The organism is Spirosoma humi (assembly GCF_054776575.1).
This window is the reverse complement of record NZ_BAAHBR010000004.1, coordinates 160,231-177,496: the sequence shown is the minus strand read 5'-3', so window position 1 is coordinate 177,496 and position 17,266 is coordinate 160,231. Positions and strand designations below refer to the sequence as shown.

The 17,266-nt window shown below is 51.3% G+C and carries 15 protein-coding genes, 1 tRNA gene and 1 pseudogene; 3 read left to right on the top strand and 14 right to left on the bottom strand.

Features of this window, described 5'->3' with window-relative positions; all coding sequences use genetic code 11:
• Positions 1-59 precede the first annotated feature (59 nt).
• From ACYU8Y_RS06675 to ACYU8Y_RS06615, 13 genes and pseudogenes are all read right to left on the bottom strand, one after another.
• Positions 60-362 (bottom strand): annotated as a pseudogene (locus ACYU8Y_RS06675) (PIN domain-containing protein); the annotation flags it as partial.
• Entirely contained in the window at positions 359-574 is a 216-nt protein-coding gene (locus tag ACYU8Y_RS06670; RefSeq protein WP_460935464.1) for a hypothetical protein, read from the bottom strand. The pseudogene ACYU8Y_RS06675 and the gene ACYU8Y_RS06670, both read right to left, overlap by 4 nt.
• 44 nt (positions 575-618) lie before the next feature.
• Complete coding sequence (locus ACYU8Y_RS06665) at positions 619-1,263, bottom strand: phosphoribosylanthranilate isomerase (protein WP_460935462.1); 645 nt, start codon at positions 1,261-1,263, stop codon at positions 619-621.
• 11 nt (positions 1,264-1,274) lie between these two features.
• Positions 1,275-2,084, bottom strand: a complete 810-nt coding sequence (trpC, locus tag ACYU8Y_RS06660) for an indole-3-glycerol phosphate synthase TrpC (RefSeq protein ID WP_460935460.1) — start codon at positions 2,082-2,084, stop codon at positions 1,275-1,277.
• Complete coding sequence (trpD, locus tag ACYU8Y_RS06655) at positions 2,081-3,067, bottom strand: anthranilate phosphoribosyltransferase (RefSeq protein ID WP_460935458.1); 987 nt, start codon at positions 3,065-3,067, stop codon at positions 2,081-2,083. The genes trpC and trpD overlap by 4 nt, the downstream gene beginning before the upstream one ends.
• Before the next feature lie 101 nt (positions 3,068-3,168).
• The gene (locus ACYU8Y_RS06650; RefSeq protein ID WP_460935456.1) at positions 3,169-3,735 is read right to left on the bottom strand and encodes an anthranilate synthase component II; all 567 of its coding nucleotides are present in this window, start codon (positions 3,733-3,735) and stop codon (positions 3,169-3,171) included.
• A 75-nt stretch (positions 3,736-3,810) separates the two neighbouring features.
• Entirely contained in the window at positions 3,811-5,268 is a 1,458-nt protein-coding gene (locus tag ACYU8Y_RS06645; protein WP_460935454.1) for an anthranilate synthase component I family protein, read from the bottom strand.
• Between the two features lie 184 nt (positions 5,269-5,452).
• A tRNA-Pro gene (locus tag ACYU8Y_RS06640) sits at positions 5,453-5,526 on the bottom strand.
• On the bottom strand, positions 5,517-6,338 hold the full coding sequence (locus ACYU8Y_RS06635) for an alpha/beta fold hydrolase (RefSeq protein WP_460935452.1): 822 nt from the start codon (positions 6,336-6,338) through the stop codon (positions 5,517-5,519). The genes ACYU8Y_RS06640 and ACYU8Y_RS06635 overlap by 10 nt, the downstream gene beginning before the upstream one ends.
• Complete coding sequence (locus ACYU8Y_RS06630; RefSeq protein ID WP_460935450.1) at positions 6,338-7,669, bottom strand: family 1 glycosylhydrolase; 1,332 nt, start codon at positions 7,667-7,669, stop codon at positions 6,338-6,340. Before ACYU8Y_RS06630 ends, ACYU8Y_RS06635 begins: the two co-directional genes overlap by 1 nt.
• Positions 7,670-7,701: 32 nt before the next feature.
• Positions 7,702-9,288: a GMC family oxidoreductase gene (locus tag ACYU8Y_RS06625; protein WP_460935448.1), complete on the bottom strand. Its 1,587-nt coding sequence runs from the start codon at positions 9,286-9,288 to the stop codon at positions 7,702-7,704.
• Positions 9,289-9,363: 75 nt separating this feature from the next.
• Positions 9,364-9,960: a gluconate 2-dehydrogenase subunit 3 family protein gene (locus ACYU8Y_RS06620; RefSeq protein ID WP_460935446.1), complete on the bottom strand. Its 597-nt coding sequence runs from the start codon at positions 9,958-9,960 to the stop codon at positions 9,364-9,366.
• A gap of 116 nt (positions 9,961-10,076) precedes the next feature.
• Entirely contained in the window at positions 10,077-10,943 is an 867-nt protein-coding gene (locus ACYU8Y_RS06615) for an SDR family oxidoreductase (RefSeq protein ID WP_460935444.1), read from the bottom strand.
• A 271-nt stretch (positions 10,944-11,214) separates the two neighbouring features.
• Here ACYU8Y_RS06615 and ACYU8Y_RS06610 point away from each other — a divergent pair, with 271 nt between their 5' ends.
• On the top strand, positions 11,215-11,778 hold the full coding sequence (locus tag ACYU8Y_RS06610; protein WP_460935442.1) for a transposase: 564 nt from the start codon (positions 11,215-11,217) through the stop codon (positions 11,776-11,778).
• Positions 11,779-11,883: 105 nt separating this feature from the next.
• Here ACYU8Y_RS06610 and ACYU8Y_RS06605 read toward each other — a convergent pair whose 3' ends face one another.
• Positions 11,884-13,812, bottom strand: a complete 1,929-nt coding sequence (locus ACYU8Y_RS06605; RefSeq protein ID WP_460935440.1) for a RecQ family ATP-dependent DNA helicase — start codon at positions 13,810-13,812, stop codon at positions 11,884-11,886.
• A gap of 241 nt (positions 13,813-14,053) precedes the next feature.
• On the opposite strand from ACYU8Y_RS06605, the gene msrB reads away from it, so the two are divergent.
• Both msrB and ACYU8Y_RS06595 read left to right on the top strand, forming a co-directional pair.
• On the top strand, positions 14,054-14,461 hold the full coding sequence (msrB, locus tag ACYU8Y_RS06600) for a peptide-methionine (R)-S-oxide reductase MsrB (protein ID WP_460935438.1): 408 nt from the start codon (positions 14,054-14,056) through the stop codon (positions 14,459-14,461).
• 165 nt (positions 14,462-14,626) lie between these two features.
• Positions 14,627-17,266 (top strand): T9SS type A sorting domain-containing protein, encoded by a 2,640-nt coding sequence (locus ACYU8Y_RS06595; RefSeq protein WP_460935436.1) that lies wholly within the window; start codon positions 14,627-14,629, stop codon positions 17,264-17,266.

The window sequence follows — 17,266 nt, the reverse complement described above, 5'->3', positions numbered from 1 at the left end:
CCCGCGCGGTCGAAGTCATTGTCGTTAGTATGTAATTCCATATCCAAGTACAGGGCGGTAGCTGCAATCCAAATATCATTTTTGCCCATGTTTCGGGCAGAAGAGTTGAGTCGCATTTCCTGTAACTTGTCTTGACTAAATGCATCGACCTGGGCATATAGTTTAGTGATCGGCAGCGTAATGTCGACAATAGGATATGCTTGGAACAGGTGTTTCATCCGGTTAACCTTCTGTACTCCCCAATCTGATTTTAGCGAGAATGCTTCTAATTCGCCAACCACGATTATAGGAATAATTAAGCGGTTGCTAACGCGTATATCTTTACGTATTGCACTAATTAACAGGTTCGTATCAAATATCATTTACGATCTTTCTCTGCTTCCAATATGTCATCCATACGTCTGTTTTCTTCCTCTGTGAACTCAATTCCGAATTGAAATGGCTCTTTTGGAGAAACAGCATCCAGGAAACGTTCAACGCCCCAGCGTTTTATATCTTCGGGTTTATATATGCTTGAGCCCTGCTCCTCGATAGTTGGAATGTGCTCTAATTCTCGTTCTCTCGTCGTTTCCATCAGCATCGTTGTTTAGTAGCGTAACAGGATAACTTGCCAGATCATTACACGGCTTCCTCTTCTTCAACGGGCCGAAGCCGGGTGATGAGTTCTTTTACCTTGGTCACGTCTTTTACACCGGGCGATAGTTCAACCTGACTGTTTACGTCTACACCGTATAACTTCATCCCTTTTAAGGCCGCTAACTGGTCGAGGTTGTCGAGGCCGATACCACCGCTGATAAAAAATGGCTTCTCGTTATCATACCGGCTCAGAATGCTCCAGTCGAAGGTATGTCCGTTACCACCGGGTTGATCCCCTTTGGCATCGAACAGAAAGAAGTCGCACTGGGCTTTGAAGTTGTTCAGCATCGAAAAGTTGAACGACTCATCGACCCGAAACGCCTTGATGATGTTAATGCCCCGGTTGCGCAGGCTCCGGCAGTATTCCGGCGTTTCATTGCCGTGCAACTGCACGTATTGGAAATCGTATTTCTTAACGGAGCGTAGAATCAAATCCGGGCTGGCGTTTACGAATACGCCCACTTTCCGAATAGAACGGGGGAGCCCTTTTACCACATCAACAGCTAACTCTTCGCCAACAAAGCGGGGTGACTGATCGTAGAAAATGAATCCAACAAAGTCAGGACCAAGGGCGGCAATCTCTTTCAGGTTGTCGGCATCACGCAGACCGCACACTTTGATTTTCATGGCTGTACAAGTTAAATTGATAGCGTATTATTGATGGAGTATTGAGTAACTAAGTTGGCCAGCGCTTTTGCCGGATCGTCCGTTTTCATAAACGCTTCGCCAATGAGAAACCCGTCAAAACCTGCCCGGAATAGCGTTAACATGGTATCGGCATTGTGCAGACCACTTTCGGTAATTTTGGCAAAGTTGTCCGGAATCTTTTCTACCAGCCGCAGCGACGTATCGATGGAAGTCGTAAAGGTTTTGAGGTCACGATTATTGACACCCACCAGATCAATATTGTACGTCAATGACCGGTCCAGCTCCTCTTCGTCGTGTACTTCAAGCAATACCTGCAGGCTCAAGTCGTGGGCCTGAAGGCTTAGTTCGGCTATCTCCTCAGGTGTCAGGCAGGAGGCAATGAGCAGAACCAGATCGGCACCCCAGGCTTTCGCTTCGATCAATTGATAACGATCGATGACAAAGTCTTTACGAAGAATGGGCGTCCCAGGATTGGCCAGTCGGGCGGCCTGTAAATCGGCGGGGGTACCCCCGAAAAACGGCTCATCGGTCAGAACGGACAGCACGGCGGCACCTGCTTTCACATAGCCCTGGGTCGTCGTGACGATGTCGGCCTGATCGTTGATAATACCTTTGGAGGGCGACTTGCGCTTGAACTCGGCAATGATGCCTGTCGAGTGTAAATCCTGCACCGCATCCCGCGATGACAGACATATCCGTTTAAAGTCGGGGAGTTGTTCCAGCACCGACACGGGCGTTTCCGCTTTACGCTGGTCTACTTCAATGCGCTTTTGGGCAATAATTTCGTCGAGAATCGTCATGCTATCAACTTCTTAAAACACGCTAACGCCCGTTTGCTTTCCAACGACTCGCGCGCCATGGCAACGGCTTCTTCACGAGTTTCGGCTTTGCCGGCAGCCAGCAGAGCCATTGCTGAGTTGGCTAAAACGGCCTGCTTTTGGGCCGGCGTGGATTCGTCATTCAACACGTTCAAAAATATCTGCGCCGACTCATCTAACGTGTGCCCGCCCGCCAGCGATTCAGGAGTTAGGATATCTAATCCTAAGTGCTCTGGCTCAAGGACTTGCTCGCTCGTGTTGCTGATAACTTTGAACGCGCCCGTCAGTGAAATCTCGTCGTACCCATCCAGGGTATGCAGAATCATAAACCGCTTATCGGTTTGCTGATAAAGGTACGCATATAATCGCGCCAATTCAAGATTAAACACGCCAACCAGCTGTTTAGCAGGCTTTGCCGGATTGATCATGGGGCCGAGAACATTGAAAAATGTTTTCACACCCAGGTCGCGCCGAATGGGGGCCACGTTTTTCATAGCCGGATGAAACAGGGGGGCATGGAGAAAACAAATGCCCGCCGTATCCATTTTGCGCTGTAACTCGCCTACATCGTTGGTAAACCGATACCCAAGTCGTTCCATAACCGTCGAGGAGCCAACCAGTGACGAGACTCCATGATTCCCATGTTTGGCAACGCGCTGACCGGCTCCCGCAACGATAAAAGACGAGAGGGTGGAAATGTTGAAGGTATCTTTACCGTCGCCCCCCGTGCCGCAGAGGTCCATCGGATCGTATGCATCCAGATCAACGGGCAGGCAGAGTTCGAGCATCGCATCCCGGAAGCCTTCGAGCTCTTCCAGGCGCAGGCTCCGCATCATGTAAACCGTTAGGAATGAAGCGATCTGGGCCGGGTTATACTCGCCCCGGCCAATACCCAGCAAGACATCCCGCGACTGATCTTTGGTGAGTGACTTGTATTCAAAAAGGTGATTTAGAATGGCTTTCATTGGATTTATTTCTATGTAGAGACGCATACTTGCGTCTTTTGACCCAGCAGTTTTGCCTGGCGCGAACCGTTGCTGACGCAAGTGAGAGACGCATAGCGTCTCTACGTGGCCAACCAATTCTGAATCATCTTGACCCCATTCTCTGTCAAAACCGACTCCGGATGGAATTGCAGGCCTTTTACGTCAAAGCGCGTGTGCGACAGGGCCATAATGCGCCCCTGCTCATCCACGGCCGTTGTGCGTAAATCGGTGGGCATCGAATCCGGAACGACCGTCCAGGAGTGATACCGACCAACAGTCAGCTCGTCGGGGATATTGGCAAAAATCGATTCTGAACGATCGACAACGGCCGCTTTGTGGGCGACACCGTGCAATACATCGCCCAGGTTTTCGAGGGTTGCGCCGTATACTTCGCCAATGCCCTGGTGCCCCAGGCAAATGCCTAGAATGCTCTTCGTGGAACCGTATTCACGCACTAAATCCTGCATGATACCCGCTTCGGAAGGGATGCCCGGCCCCGGCGAAAACATGATTTTATCATATTGGCCAACCGCATCGAGCGCGATTTTGTCGTTCCTGACGACATCGGGCCGATGCCCCAACTCCCGGAGAATATAGACGAGGTTGTATGTGAACGAATCGTAATTATCTAAGACTAGTAGTTTCATATTTTTAAGGAGTGAGGAGTGAGGAGGGCTGATGCATGTTTGTTGGTGACGCGCCAGCCTTCTTCGCTCCTGATACTAAATCGTTTTCGCTTGGTCAATAGCCGTTCGTAGCGCGGCCAGCTTGTTGTGAACTTCCTGTAATTCGCTTTCGACAACCGACTTCGCTACGACACCAGCACCCGCCTGGTAGTAGAGCGTATTGTCTTTGCTCATAAACGTGCGAATCATGATGCAATGGTTGAACTCACCATCGAAACCCATATAGCCGATGCTGCCTGCGTAGAAACTGCGGCTTATGTTTTCGTACCGGTCGATCAGTTGCATAGCGTTGTGCTTGGGGGCCCCGGACAGGGTTCCGGCCGGGAATGTTTCGGCCACGATCTGAAGTGGGTCAGCCGTTTCGGTTAAGTCACCGACCACTTTCGAGACTAGGTGAATAACGTGCGAGTAATACTGTACTTCTTTGAACGTTTCCACGTGTACTACGTCGCAATTCCGGCTCAGGTCATTACGAGCCAGGTCGACCAGCATAACGTGTTCGGCCGATTCTTTGGGGTCATCGTATAGTTTCTGGGCGAGTTCGGCGTCACGGATATCGTCGCCCGTACGCCGGAAGGTACCCGCAATGGGGTAAATGGTCGCCTGACGATTTTTAACAACGATCTGAGACTCGGGCGAAGAACCGAATAGTTTATAGTTGCCATAATCGAAGTAAAACAGGTAAGGAGAGGGGTTCAGCGAACGCAATGCCCGATACACATTGAATTCGTCACCAACGAAGGGTGTAGAAAACCGACGTGACAGAACAATCTGAAAAACATCACCTCGCTGGCAGTGGTCTTTTCCCTTTTGAATGACACCCCTGAACTCATCATCCGTGAAGTTCGATTGCTCCGGCCCCGCCGGACTGAACGAGTAGGTTGGGTAATTACGACCCGTAATCAAATCACTGATATAGTCTAACGTGCTCTCGGATTGACTTTCATCATCGTGCAGACCTGCCTGGTCGATAGGCAGGTAGCTGTGCTCAAATAAGTACAGTTCGTCTTTAAAATGGTTGATTGCCAGAACGTACCGGTAAATGGTGAAGACCGCTGCTGGAATCTGGTTTTCAACCGGGACTGGCGCGTGGAGGGAAATGTCTTCGAAACTCTGTACCGCCTGATAACCGAAGTAGCCGAAAAGGCCGTTGGTTATGAATGGGAAAGGCGCTTTCTCGTGCTTAAACCGATCTTTAAACGCTTGAAGAGCATCCAGCATAGCCTGTTGCGGTAATTCACTTGTCTGCTCGTGCTCACCCGGCATTCGAATCGTTAACAGGCCGGACTCGTAAGAGAAACTGGCAACGGGGTCGAATGCGATATAGGAGAAACTATTATCGTTGCTGTGATAATCAGAGCTTTCCAGCAGAATACTATTCAGGAAACGGTCTCGAATGCGTAAGTAAATGCTGACCGGTGTGATAATGTCGGCCAGCATTCGTTTGTGCCGGCTGACAACGCGGTAGGTGGTAGGAGTAGGGGCTGTAGTCATTTTCTGTTATCTGGAACGATGGAAAAATGGGCAAAAAAATAAGGCTCACCGGGATGCGGTGAGCCTTTGTATATTTGTTGATAAACAACAATAGCGGCAACCTCATCCCTGTTGAGAAGAGTGCCACCACCAAATCATGTTGTTAACCGAATTATTCATCTCTTTATGCATTTTTACTTTCGTGTCGGGGTGGCGGGATTCGAACCCACGACCTCTACGTCCCGAACGTAGCGCGCTACCAGGCTGCGCTACACCCCGCTCTGGGAGCACAAAGATAAAACGTTTGTTTTGTCTTGAACAAGTAGATTTAATTTTTTCTTGATAAATGCAGTCAATTGAGCCGGAACTTCCCACGGCAGCAGGTGCCCGGCTTTCTCGATCGTATCGACTGAAACGTTTTTTAGATAAGGCAAAACCATTTGATGCTGCACATTGGGCGGCAACGCCCGGTCTTCAGCCCCGACGATGATATAAACCGGGACGCTAATGGCCGACATGCGGTCTGCGATGTTTTCTTTGCTGCCTTCCAGTAGCCAGGCATCCCAGGCCGATTTGGCTGTTCGTAAGTCGTCAGCGATAATCTGCTCCCGGACAACTTTCGAAACGGGTGCTTCGGTGATGTTCTTAAGCGTATGTTCGGCCGCCGAGCGTTGGCCCTGTCCTTCTAATAGCTTTTGTCGTTCATCGTCTGGAATAGGTTCCGGTACCGGGGGCGACGGCGACACCAGCACCAGCGACAGAAGCCCGCTGGGCTGGCGGGCGGCCAACGCCAGGGCCACTTTGCCGCTCATCGAATGGCCTATCAACACGAAGTCCCGAATGCCTGACGAGTTGATCAAGCCAACAATGTCGTCGGCCATATTATCGACCGAGTAACCGGTTTCCGGAGCGTCCGAATCGCCGTGCCCGCGCAGATCAACCGCAATGCATCGGTATTGATCGGCCAACGCGCTCATGACCGATTGCCACTCTAGAGCCGAGCCACCAAAATAATGCAGGAAGAGGAGTGTTACCGGGCCTTGCCCTTTCTCCAGTATGTTGAGGTTAACGCCGTTAACGTTGTATTTCATTATACCTGGACTTTTAGGCGAGCGGGTCGGTCGGTCAATTCGAGTACTTCACCGTGCGGTACGATAGTAATCTGGCCAAACTCTTTCAGCAGACTCTTGTAGGCTTCGGCTACAGGACGGGGCTTCCGGTTCATATCATACAACCCACACTCGTTTACCCGATTGTTTAGTTCGCCCAATTGTGTATCCCAGTCTACCTGATCAATCAGGCTATACCAGGTAAAGCCCATCACAGGGACTCCGTCCCGGCGCATTTTCATGACGCCAACCCATTGTTTGTTGAGCCATATCGATGCCTGATCGGCCTCAAAGACGTTGGTTTCTGTGTGCATGACCGGCATTCGATAGCGCTCGTAATAGTCCTTGGTGATTTCGTACCAACCCAGTACATCCATCGATATTTGAATGGTGCCATCGGCCAGCCGAATACGCTCGTTCCGACCATAGTAATCGTTGCCCATGATCTGGTAGCCCGGTGGTTTACCCGCCATAAACCAGTCGTACTCTTTACGGGTCATGCCATTGTCCAGCAGGTACATACCAACCGTAGCCGATGGCGAATTGGCATACAGCAGATCCAGTGACAAGAAGCGCAGTTCATTCTCAAGGGTTATCTGTGGCGAAGGTTTTGCGTATAGCTCATGCGTGAACTCAGCGCTTTCGCTCTGCACAATCACGCAGTCGTTCCGGCGTTTGGCAATTTGCTGATTCGCCATGATGCTGGCTGCTGCACAATGCTTTATGGCCGTAACAAACCCCTTATCGGTTTTTAGTTGCTCGTTCCAGACGCCGTCTTTGGCGCTGATTCGGGCTGTCACGTAAATCTCGTTGACGGGGGTGTAAAAGCGTACCCACGGATAGCGTTCGGCGACCGCAGCGGCATAATCGGCAAAATGAATGGGTAGCTCAGGATTCTGGAAGTTCTCGATCCAGTCCGGAACGCCAAAGTGCATCAGGTCAAGAATCGGCGTGATACCCAGGCGTTTGATTTCGCCCATGACCTCATCGGCGAAACTCCAGTCGTATTTACCCGGTGCCTTATGGATACTATAGTAAGGAAGGCCATAGCGCAGGAAATTTAGCCCCATCTCTTTTACCAACCCCAAATCTTCTTTCCAACGATCATAGTGGCCGCATTCACGCAATAGATCCCGGCGAACTTTCCCCTTCTGAATGGTAGGATAAGAACACTCGATACCAGTAGCAAACATGAAATTCGAGGGATTATTTTCCGGCGTGCCGCTACCATCATGGCCACCGGCTCCACCAAACTGATCGCCGTCATAATTGCCGTCGCCGTATTTTTTTCTGATACTCGTTAAAAAACTCATGCTTAGTGAAGAAAGGTGGAGTAATCGGTAAATTAGTGACTGGCTACGGTTCGTGCTTTAGCGCCCTCGCTTGCCAAAAAACGGTCGGCTGTCCGGAGCGCCAATGCCATGATTGTCAGGGCAGGATTGACGCTTAGCGCACTCGGAAACGTTGAATTGTCACTGATGTATAAGTTCGGAATGTCGAACGACTGCCCGTCGGCATTAACAACGGCGGTCTCGGCGTTAGTACCCATCCGGCAAGTGCCAATAACGTGCGCATTACGTTGGAAAGCCCACACATTTCTGGCCCCCGCAGCAGACCAAATGTCACGCATGATCTTATCCGCGTGGGCAACCATTCGTTTTTCGTTGTCGCCATTGGAAAAGTAAATACGAGGTTTTGGCATACCCCGGGTGTCTTTCTCCTCCGACAATTCCATGTAGTTGTGTTCATGGGGTAAGCAGTCGCCCAGGATATTGATACCCGCGACGTGATTATAGGCCAGAGCCGCCTGTTTTAGCTCATTTCCCCATAGTCCACGCCCCCGTGCCATTTGGGTCATGTACGTAACCGGCATAACACCAATCGATTGGAGCAGATAGCCACCCACAAAGTCGACCGGTCCGCCGTTGTGGTTTTTGGGGCGGTGGGTATCTTCTGAAATCAATGCACCGGGAATGCCCTTGTACGGGCGAATGTCTTCGTCGAACTCACCCCAAATTTGCAATCCGGGGTGAGCCATCACATTCCGGCCAACTTGTCCACTGCTGTTAGCGAGATCATTGAGAAGTAAGAGCCGCGCGGTCTCTATAGTGCCCGCGCAGAGAAAGACATACCGACAACGCTGGCGTTCTTCCTGCCCATTGCGGATGTACACGACTTCGATCAGTTTGCCAGATGCGTCTTTGGGTAACTGCGTTACAAAGCATTCCGGCCGTATTTCGGCTCCATACTGGATCGCCAGCGGAATGTAAGTAACATCCATACTGGCTTTGGCCCCAATGTTACAACCCGCCTGACAGAAACCCCGGTTGGTGCAGGCCGGGCGATACCCCACCCCTGCCTGATAATAAGGGGCCGATAGGGCGGCATTCGCGGCTGGGGACGTTTTGATGCCTAGTTCTTTACAACCTCTCTCCATTAATTGGCCCGCTCCGTTGATGGGGAGCGGCCCCAGGGCATACGCCTTCTTTCGGGCGGGTCCCCACGGATAAGTCGCTGGTCCTGAAACACCCAAAAACTGCTCGACCTCTTCATAATAGGGCTCAATCTGATCAAACCCGATGGGCCAGTCGTATCCCACACCAAAATCGGTATGAATCTGAAAGTCATCGGGCTGAGCCCGGGGCGTGTAAGCGGTGTAGTGGAGCGTAGAGCCGCCGACACCCGTACCGGAGTTGTTACTTCCGAATGGTAGAGGGTCGTTGCCTGCGCTTAGCCGCTCATCGTTCCAGAAGAGCTTTTCCTGGGCTTTTTCGTCGGTAGCAAAATCACGTGCCGGGTTCCAGTGAGTACCGGCTTCGAGGGCAACAACGCGCAGGCCAGCCCTGGCTAATCGGGCTAGCAGGGGAGCGCCACCCGCACCTGTACCAATAATGACCGCGTCAACGGTTTCTGTAGTTGAGTAAGTTTGCATAGTGATTGGTCAAAGAACACAGAGCAGGGTGTTTCCAGAGTATGCAGTAACTTGTAGACTGCTTCCCTGAGCCCTTTACCCAATGCGTTTCGGTTCGCGATCTTCCAACTGATTCAGGCCAAGGCGGTTCCAGGCTGGAACATCGGCCATGCCGACGTAGCCAATCTCTTCCTGCGCCAATGGGTGACTGTAATAGTTTTCGGTCGCTTCGGTCAACAGTTCTTCGAAAAACCGGTCGGCAGGAAGCTTCTTCCAAGTGTCACCAGGCGCTTCCATTTTCTGAACGGCTTTCAGAATAAAGTCCTGTTGTTCAGCCGAAATGTTTCGAAAGTTTTGTTGAAAGGTCAATTGAGCGCTTTCATCAATACCCCGAAGGCCGAGTTTATACGCATCTTCGTCGGATGGCATCGCATCATAGCGCCAGCCATCACCTTTTTGCTCGCTCAATCGCTTATCGATATGACTCGCCATATCGATCCAGCCAGAAGGGTTATCCTGCGGAATCAGGCGGTTGCAAACCGCTTGTAGTAAGGCAAACTCACTGGTGGAAAAGAAGGTGGGCTGATGAGGGGGCTGCTGAAGCCGTTCGGTAAGCGCCTGTCGGGTTGCATCGGTTACCTGATCGGTATCCAGCAACGCACGAACCGTGTTAGGCGGATAGTGGGGGTGCATGGTGGCGTGTAGTTGGTAGGGTATGTTGTGTAGGATGGTCAGTGTATAACGTTGGCTATAAGGTGTATTCCGTATATACAGCCATACACCCAGTCGCCTACCTCATACATTAATCATCATCCCAGCTTGCCGCCGGTTACTTCAATAATGCTGCCTGTCATAAAGCTACCTTCATTGGAGGCCAGCAAGACATAGGCCGGCGCTAGTTCTTCGGGCTGTCCAGGACGGGCAAGCGCTACTTCATGGCCAAAGTTTTTGACTTCGTCTTCGGGCATTGTCGCCGGAATGTTGGGTGTCCAGACGGGTCCCGGCGCGACGCAGTTAACCCGGATATTCCGTTTCCCCAACTGAATGGCCAGCGATTTGGTAAACGCATGAATCGCCCCTTTGGTCGCGGTGTAATCAACCAGAATTGGGTTGCCAACAATACCGACTATACTGCCCGTGTTAACGATGGCATCGCCATCGTGCAGATAAGGCAAAGCGGCCTGAGCCATAAAGAAATAAGCCAGAATATTGGTATCGAAGGTGCGCCGGAGTTGCTCTTCGGTTATGTCTTCCAGTTTCTCCTGTGCCATTTGAAAGGCGGCATTATTGACCAGAATATTCAACTTACCATAATGATCAACCGTTCGCTGAACGGCGTCTTTACAGGCCGCCGAGCTCCGAACGTCAGCCTGAATAACCAGGCAGGATCGACCCTTGCTCTCAACAAGTCGTTTGGTGTATCTAGCGTCGTCGGTATTTTCATTATACACGATGGCTACATCGGCTCCTTCCATGGCAAACGCGATGGCTACTGCTCGACCAATGCCAGAATCGGCACCGGTTACGATGGCTATTTTGTCGGTGAGCTTACCCGCTGGTTTGTAGTTAGATAGGTCACTATCGGGGGCCGGGTTCATGTCCGACTGCCGGGCTGGGTAGGGGAGCTGTTGACCAGGGATTTCCTCCGATTTTGGGCGAAATTCAGTTGTTTCCATATTGTCGTTGAGCAAAGGCCTATCAATCAAGTCAATTCACTGACCGGATTAGGCATGTAGACAAAAACAGCTGTTCAACGCTTTTGTTATAGCCATGAAAAAGAAGTCACTTCATTGTCGGAAACCTAGGTATTCTGTGCGGTCAGGTTATTTCCATGGTCCGTGTCCTCACGGACCACTCACGCGTTAGCAATTTTCACCGTAATGATTTATGTTACTTCTCTTGCCATGATTTGTCTTATGGACGTTTTGTGCACCAACTCGTCATTCCATGCTTCCGTCTTCCCTTAATGGCTTTCGTAACTCACATATGGATTTCGGCCAAGTCTATTTTTGGACCAATACCATTCGTAACTGGAAGCGACTACTAGGCCCTGACAAATACAAGCAAATCATCATTGACTGCTGGTGCGAATTAGCCAGACGAGATACTATCGTCGTATATGCATTTGTCATCATGCCCAATCACATTCATGCCGTTTGGGAAATGCGGGACGTAAATGGAAAGGAAACGCCACTGGCTAGTTTTAACAAATTCACTAGCCATCAATTTTTAGCTGATTTAAAAGCCTACCATCCACAGGTACTAGCTTTTTTTCGGGTGAATGAAGGAAAACGTCAACATCAGTTTTGGCAACGTGATCCGCTCGCGGTACTGATGGACTCCTCCCAGAAAGTCTTGCAAAAGATTGATTATATCCATAATAATCCATTGCAAGAACACTGGAACCTGGCCATTCGACCTGAGGAGTACTATTGGTCATCGGCTCAGTTTTATAAGACTGGCGATAGGACATTCAGCTTTTTAACCCATTATAAAGAGCGGTTTGAATAGTGTTATACATTCCGTGGTTCGTGTCCTCACGGACCATTTGACCGGATGGTTTTGCTGACGCGTGTGTGGTCCGTGAGGACACGGACCAAGGGAAGGGGAAATAGATTATTTCAGCGTCAGATTCCCGCTTTTGTTGTACTGAATTTCCTCTTCGGCCAGCATTTGTTTCAGCGTTTGGGCCAGGGTATCCGCATCGGTTTGGGCAAAATGATACGAGAGCTGCTTGGGCGATACGCCGGGGCCGTTAGCCAGGGCAACGTAGTCGCGGACCTGTTCCCGGACTGCTGACGAGGCAGCCTCTGCTTTCTTTTTCTTCTTTATACAGTTGTCGCAAATCCCACAAGTCCGGTCCGGCGATGCGCCATCAACGCCCGGTTTTTCGCCAAAGTACGCCTGTAAAAGCCGGGTTCGGCACTGGGTCGGGTGTTCGGTATAGAGGATAGCGGCCTGCACCTTTCGCATGGCCAGTTCTTTTCGGCGGTTCAGCTCCTGCACATTGACCGGAAGCGAGGGTGCATCGAGTCGGGGTGTCAGAAACGTAAGCTGGGGTTTATCTTTCTGTTTTTCGTAGATGACCACGTTGCGCTGATGCAGTTGTTCAAGCAGCTCCTCAATTTCGGGTTGATTCAGCATAAAAGCCCGCGCCAGTGTCGATTCCGAAATGGTGATGAAGTCAGTGAATAACTCGCCCCCGTATAGCCGTAACAGTAATTTGAGGAACGAGTCGAAACGCGGATTCAGGACCTGAAACTCGTACAACTGGCGATTATCCAGCACAATGGCCAGTCGGGAAGGGTGGTAATAATTCTCGTTGAGCTGAATGAAGCCTTCCAACTGAAGCTGCTTGAGCGCGTAATGGGTTTCCTGAGGTGGCAGGTTAAAGGTATTGGTAAACGCGCTCAGGTCGAAATCGTAACTGGTAAACTCGCCCCCGCCAACGGGTACCGCCGTATAATTGGCAATGGCCTGATACACCCGGCGGAGCATCTCAATGGGTTGGTACAACTGCTCTGTTCGGAACCGCAAATTCTCCAGATCATTGTTGGTGTAAAGCATGACAGCATAGGCCTTCTGTCCATCACGCCCGGCACGACCCGCTTCCTGATAATAGGCTTCAAGCGAATCGGGTACGTCCAGGTGCACCACGACCCGAACGTCGGGTTTGTCGATGCCCATACCGAAGGCATTTGTGGCGACCATTACCCGCGTTCTGTCCTGAATCCAGGCATCCTGTTTTTCCGTGCGTTGCTGGGTTGTCAAGCCTGCATGATAGAAATCGGCCGAAATGCCCTGTCGCACGAGCCACTGCGCTACCTGTTGGGTCTGCTTACGACTACGAACGTATACGATGGCACAACCCGGCACATTCTGGAGGACACGAAGTAAGCGGGCGTCTTTGTTTTCTTCGAGAACCGCTGAGTAAGACAGATTTGCCCGCGCAAAGGATTGCCGAAAAATCTGTGGTTCTCGCAGGGCCAGTTTTTCGACAATATCCGCCTGAACATCGGGCGTGGCCGAAGCCGTTAGCGCAATAATGGGGGTATCGGGAATAAGCTCGCGAAACTCGGCGATTTGCAGATAGGGCGGTCGGAAATCGTACCCCCAGGCCGAAATACAGTGGGCTTCATCAACGGCCAACAGGCAGACAACCATCTGCTTCACCCGTTCGATGACGATTTCCGTACGGAGTCGTTCGGGCGAAACGTACAGGAACTTGGTATTTCCGTAGATGCAGTTGTCGAGAATGGTATCAATTTCGCGGTAATGCATTCCCGAGTAAATGGCCGCTGCCGGAATTCCCCGTTTGCGCAATTGCTCGACCTGGTCTTTCATGAGGGCGATGAGCGGGGTTACCACAATGCAAACCCCCTTCATGGCCAGGGTGGGTACCTGAAAACAGATGGATTTTCCGCCCCCGGTTGGCATCAGAACAAGGGAATCCTGCCGGGCTAACACCGTATTGACCACATCGTCCTGCATGGGCCGGAAGGTGGAGTAACCCCAAAATTGCTGTAAAATCTGCCGGGTGGTCAATGTTCTTTTGGTTTACGGTTTCCTGCCTGTAGCGGTCCGTGGCTACACGGCCTGGTGCACCTATCGCTCGTAAACCGAGCTGGGTGCAAATTTACGGCCTTAAAAAGACAAATTGATAGACCAGCGTGTTTACGTTCATACGGTTTGCACAGGAATTGAGTAAGCCAGCGCGGTTATCTGTCAAAACAAAGTAACACCGGTTGGTTCCCAAAATGACAAACGCTAAAACGACAAACGGGTTATGATCCAAAAAGTGATAAAAACGGACGAAGAATGGCGCCGGCAACTGACGCCGGAACAGTACCGGGTAGCGCGCGGAAAAGGCACCGAACGGGCTTTCTCGGGAGAGTACTGCGAAGCGCACGACCCCGGTCTTTACGCTTGTGTGTGCTGTGGTACGGAGTTATTTGAATCAAAAACAAAGTTTGAGTCGGGGACGGGCTGGCCGAGTTTCACCGAACCCATTGAGCAGGAGCGTATCCGGTTGGAAAAAGACAACAGCTACGGCATGTCTCGGGTCGAGGTTTTGTGCAACATCTGTGATGCGCACCTTGGGCACGTCTTCAATGATGGCCCTCCTCCCGGCGGCCTCCGGTATTGCCTGAACTCGGTATCGCTTGTGCTGAAGCGAACCGCCGATTCGGTATAAGGCATAGGCCTGTTTCGTTAAGTTATCGGTTCGGTCAATTCATTTCCTATACGGGGTCGTTTATTTCTAAACGGCCCCGTAGTATATTGTCCGTTGCCAATTAGTAGTGAACTTTGCCCAATCAGGTAACACGACAGCTACTGAGCCGAAACGCTATACGTTTATATGAATTATGGGTATGTGTTCCGACTGATTTTCATCATCGGACTACTGAGTGCGACGCGTGTATCAGCGCAGAAAGGAAATGGAGTCGGGTCAGGTGAAGGGCTGGCAAAGCCCGTTAGCCTGTCGTTGGCAGGTACTAAATGTACTTATTATTCAACGGGATACGATGCCGTGTCGCGCATACCGGCACCGGCTGGTTTCCTGAATCGAATAAGCCCCAATGGCCGCCCAATGGCCCCTACAGCGCAGTTTATCGTTACCTATACCAACTTTACGGCTGATGCCAAACGGGCCTTTCAATACGCCGTTGACATTTGGTCGACGCTGATCGTTTCGCCGGTACCCATTCGAATACAGGCCAACTGGGTATCTCAGGAGCCCAACGTGCTTGGGTCGGCGGGACCGGCTTCGTACCGTTACAGTTTCGATGGGGCACAAAAAGCCCGGGCTTTTTATCCGATTGCCCTGGCTGAAAAAATTGCCCGTCGCGAACTGAACAGCCCTACCGACGCCGATATCGTAGCTGACTTCAATCGAAACAACGATTGGTATTACGGTACGGACGGAAAAACGCCCAGCGGCCAGGCCGATCTAGTCACGGCAGCTTTGCATGAGTTAGCGCATGGGCTGGGGTTCATCGGCTTCTTTAATGTCGAAAGTGGCAAAGGTGATCAGGGTAATGGCCAGTATCTGGCCGGTTTGCCTTCTGTTTACGACCACTTCATCGAAAATGGCCAGCGAAAGCGGTTAGTAACCTCCCAAACCGACTACCCGAACAACTCGATTCTCCTGAACCGGCAGCTCACGGGCAACGACCTCTTTCTGAATGGCACAATTCTAAAACAGACGTCTTTGCAGAAACTGCGGCTGCAGGCCAAAGCGACCTTCGATCGGGCATCGAGCATTTACCATCTGGACGATGAGACGTATCCAAAAGGGGATATTAACTCATTGATGAGCGCCTTTCTGGGCCGGGCTGAGTCCATTCACTCGCCGGGCTATATGGTCCTTGCGCTCTTTGCGGATATGGAGTGGAAAACGACTTCGGTTCTCCACGAGCCGGTATTAAATTCGGAAGACGTAAACGACTTTTTGTTCAGTGTTCGGGTCGTCAGCGATACAAATCTGGTGGCTAACTCCGTTCGGTTATTTTACCGGAAAACGGCTCCCACGGCTAGTGATTCGGCGTCGACGACCGTATCGCCGACACGAGTAGGAACGACGGATGCGTATCGGTATACTCTTCCGGCCGCGCAGGCACAGGGAGACATCTGGTATTATTTTCAGGCGCAGGATGCCACCGGGCGGACGTTTTCAAATCCCGGCAAACTCTCGGGCGGGGCACAAACCTGGCATCACGTTCGCCTTGGCCCCGACAATGCCCCGCCGATTATCCAGTACAGCCCGGCAAAGAACATTAGTTTCGCTACAGCCGTCGCGGATAGTCTACCCATCTACGCCCGTGTTGCCGATGATCGAACGGGTATCAGTGCGGCCTATGTCGAGTACCAGATTAATGGCAATGCGCAAACGAACCTTCCGTTGCGGTATACTCGCCAAACCATCAACAACGTTACGTACGACAGCGTCTACACAAACCGAATTAATTTTCCCGCTAATTCGCTGAAAGCGGGCGATAAGGTTACCTACCGCATCATCGCCAGAGACTCGGCAAGAGCCAGAAATCAGGCCGTTAGCCCTACCACAGGGTTTTATGAACTTCGGGTGGTGTCTAAACAGGGGGTTCGTGATCAATACATCAATACCTTCACCGATGCGGCAACAGCCAGCGACTTTGTGGGCAGCGGCTTCAGCCTGACAACCCCGGCCGGGTTCGGAAATCCGGCGATTCATTCGGAGCATCCGTACCGTAACGGCACCGATTTCCAAAGCCAAAGTAGTTTTGAATACATACTCCTGTCGCCCATTCGAATTAAAGCCAACCCGGATAGCGCCGTTATTCGATTCGATGAGGTTGTGCTGGTAGAACCGGGTGGTGTAGGAAGTCGTCTGGGGGATAAAAATTTCTATGACTATGTCGTTGTGGAAGGGTCAAGCGACAATGGCTCGACCTGGCGGCCGCTCCTGGACGCGTATAGCTCGGCCGACAACCCCGATTGGCTAAGGGCGTATACAAGTAGTCTGGTGATGAGTCCAATAGGGGAGCAAAACTCGACAATGATCGGTGTTCCGGCCCTATACCGACACCGCGACATAGCCCTTCTGAATCAGAAAAGTCAGTTTCAGGCGGGCGACCAGATTTTGGTTCGCTTCCGGTTGCTGGCCGATCAACTGTCGCACGGCTGGGGCTGGGCAATCGATAACCTGCGCATTCAGGCACCGCCCACACCACTCGTTCTGGCGAATGAACCAAGTGTGAGCGGGACATTCCAGATTTATCCGAACCCGGTGACCAGTGGGGTTGTACAGCTACAGGCGAACCTAACAACATCCGTTACCAGTGTTCAACTGAGTATTGCCGGGTCTGGTGGCCAGTTACTGCGCCAATTGATCGTGCCCGTTAAGAACAAAATCATAAACCAGCCCCTCGATCTCAGTCAGTTGCCATCGGGCTTGTATTTCCTTCATCTGGCCGTTGGTGACTCCATTCTAACGAAGAAAATTGTCCTCTCAAAGTAA

What these genes read in the sequence shown, in the direction of transcription:
- ACYU8Y_RS06650 (WP_460935456.1), bottom strand. Translation starts at nt 3,735, where the DNA reads ATGAAACTACTAGTCTTAGATAATTACGATTCGTTCACATACAACCTC.
- ACYU8Y_RS06670 (WP_460935464.1), bottom strand. Translation starts at nt 574, where the DNA reads ATGGAAACGACGAGAGAACGAGAATTAGAGCACATTCCAACTATCGAG.
- ACYU8Y_RS06620 (WP_460935446.1), bottom strand. Translation starts at nt 9,960, where the DNA reads ATGCACCCCCACTATCCGCCTAACACGGTTCGTGCGTTGCTGGATACC.
- ACYU8Y_RS06665 (WP_460935462.1), bottom strand. Translation starts at nt 1,263, where the DNA reads ATGAAAATCAAAGTGTGCGGTCTGCGTGATGCCGACAACCTGAAAGAG.
- msrB (WP_460935438.1), top strand. Translation starts at nt 14,054, where the DNA reads ATGATCCAAAAAGTGATAAAAACGGACGAAGAATGGCGCCGGCAACTG.
- trpC (WP_460935460.1), bottom strand. Translation starts at nt 2,084, where the DNA reads ATGACGATTCTCGACGAAATTATTGCCCAAAAGCGCATTGAAGTAGAC.
- ACYU8Y_RS06595 (WP_460935436.1), top strand. Translation starts at nt 14,627, where the DNA reads ATGAATTATGGGTATGTGTTCCGACTGATTTTCATCATCGGACTACTG.
- ACYU8Y_RS06645 (WP_460935454.1), bottom strand. Translation starts at nt 5,268, where the DNA reads ATGACTACAGCCCCTACTCCTACCACCTACCGCGTTGTCAGCCGGCAC.
- ACYU8Y_RS06615 (WP_460935444.1), bottom strand. Translation starts at nt 10,943, where the DNA reads ATGGAAACAACTGAATTTCGCCCAAAATCGGAGGAAATCCCTGGTCAA.
- trpD (WP_460935458.1), bottom strand. Translation starts at nt 3,067, where the DNA reads ATGAAAGCCATTCTAAATCACCTTTTTGAATACAAGTCACTCACCAAA.
- ACYU8Y_RS06625 (WP_460935448.1), bottom strand. Translation starts at nt 9,288, where the DNA reads ATGCAAACTTACTCAACTACAGAAACCGTTGACGCGGTCATTATTGGT.
- ACYU8Y_RS06610 (WP_460935442.1), top strand. Translation starts at nt 11,215, where the DNA reads ATGCTTCCGTCTTCCCTTAATGGCTTTCGTAACTCACATATGGATTTC.
- ACYU8Y_RS06630 (WP_460935450.1), bottom strand. Translation starts at nt 7,669, where the DNA reads ATGAGTTTTTTAACGAGTATCAGAAAAAAATACGGCGACGGCAATTAT.
- ACYU8Y_RS06635 (WP_460935452.1), bottom strand. Translation starts at nt 6,338, where the DNA reads ATGAAATACAACGTTAACGGCGTTAACCTCAACATACTGGAGAAAGGG.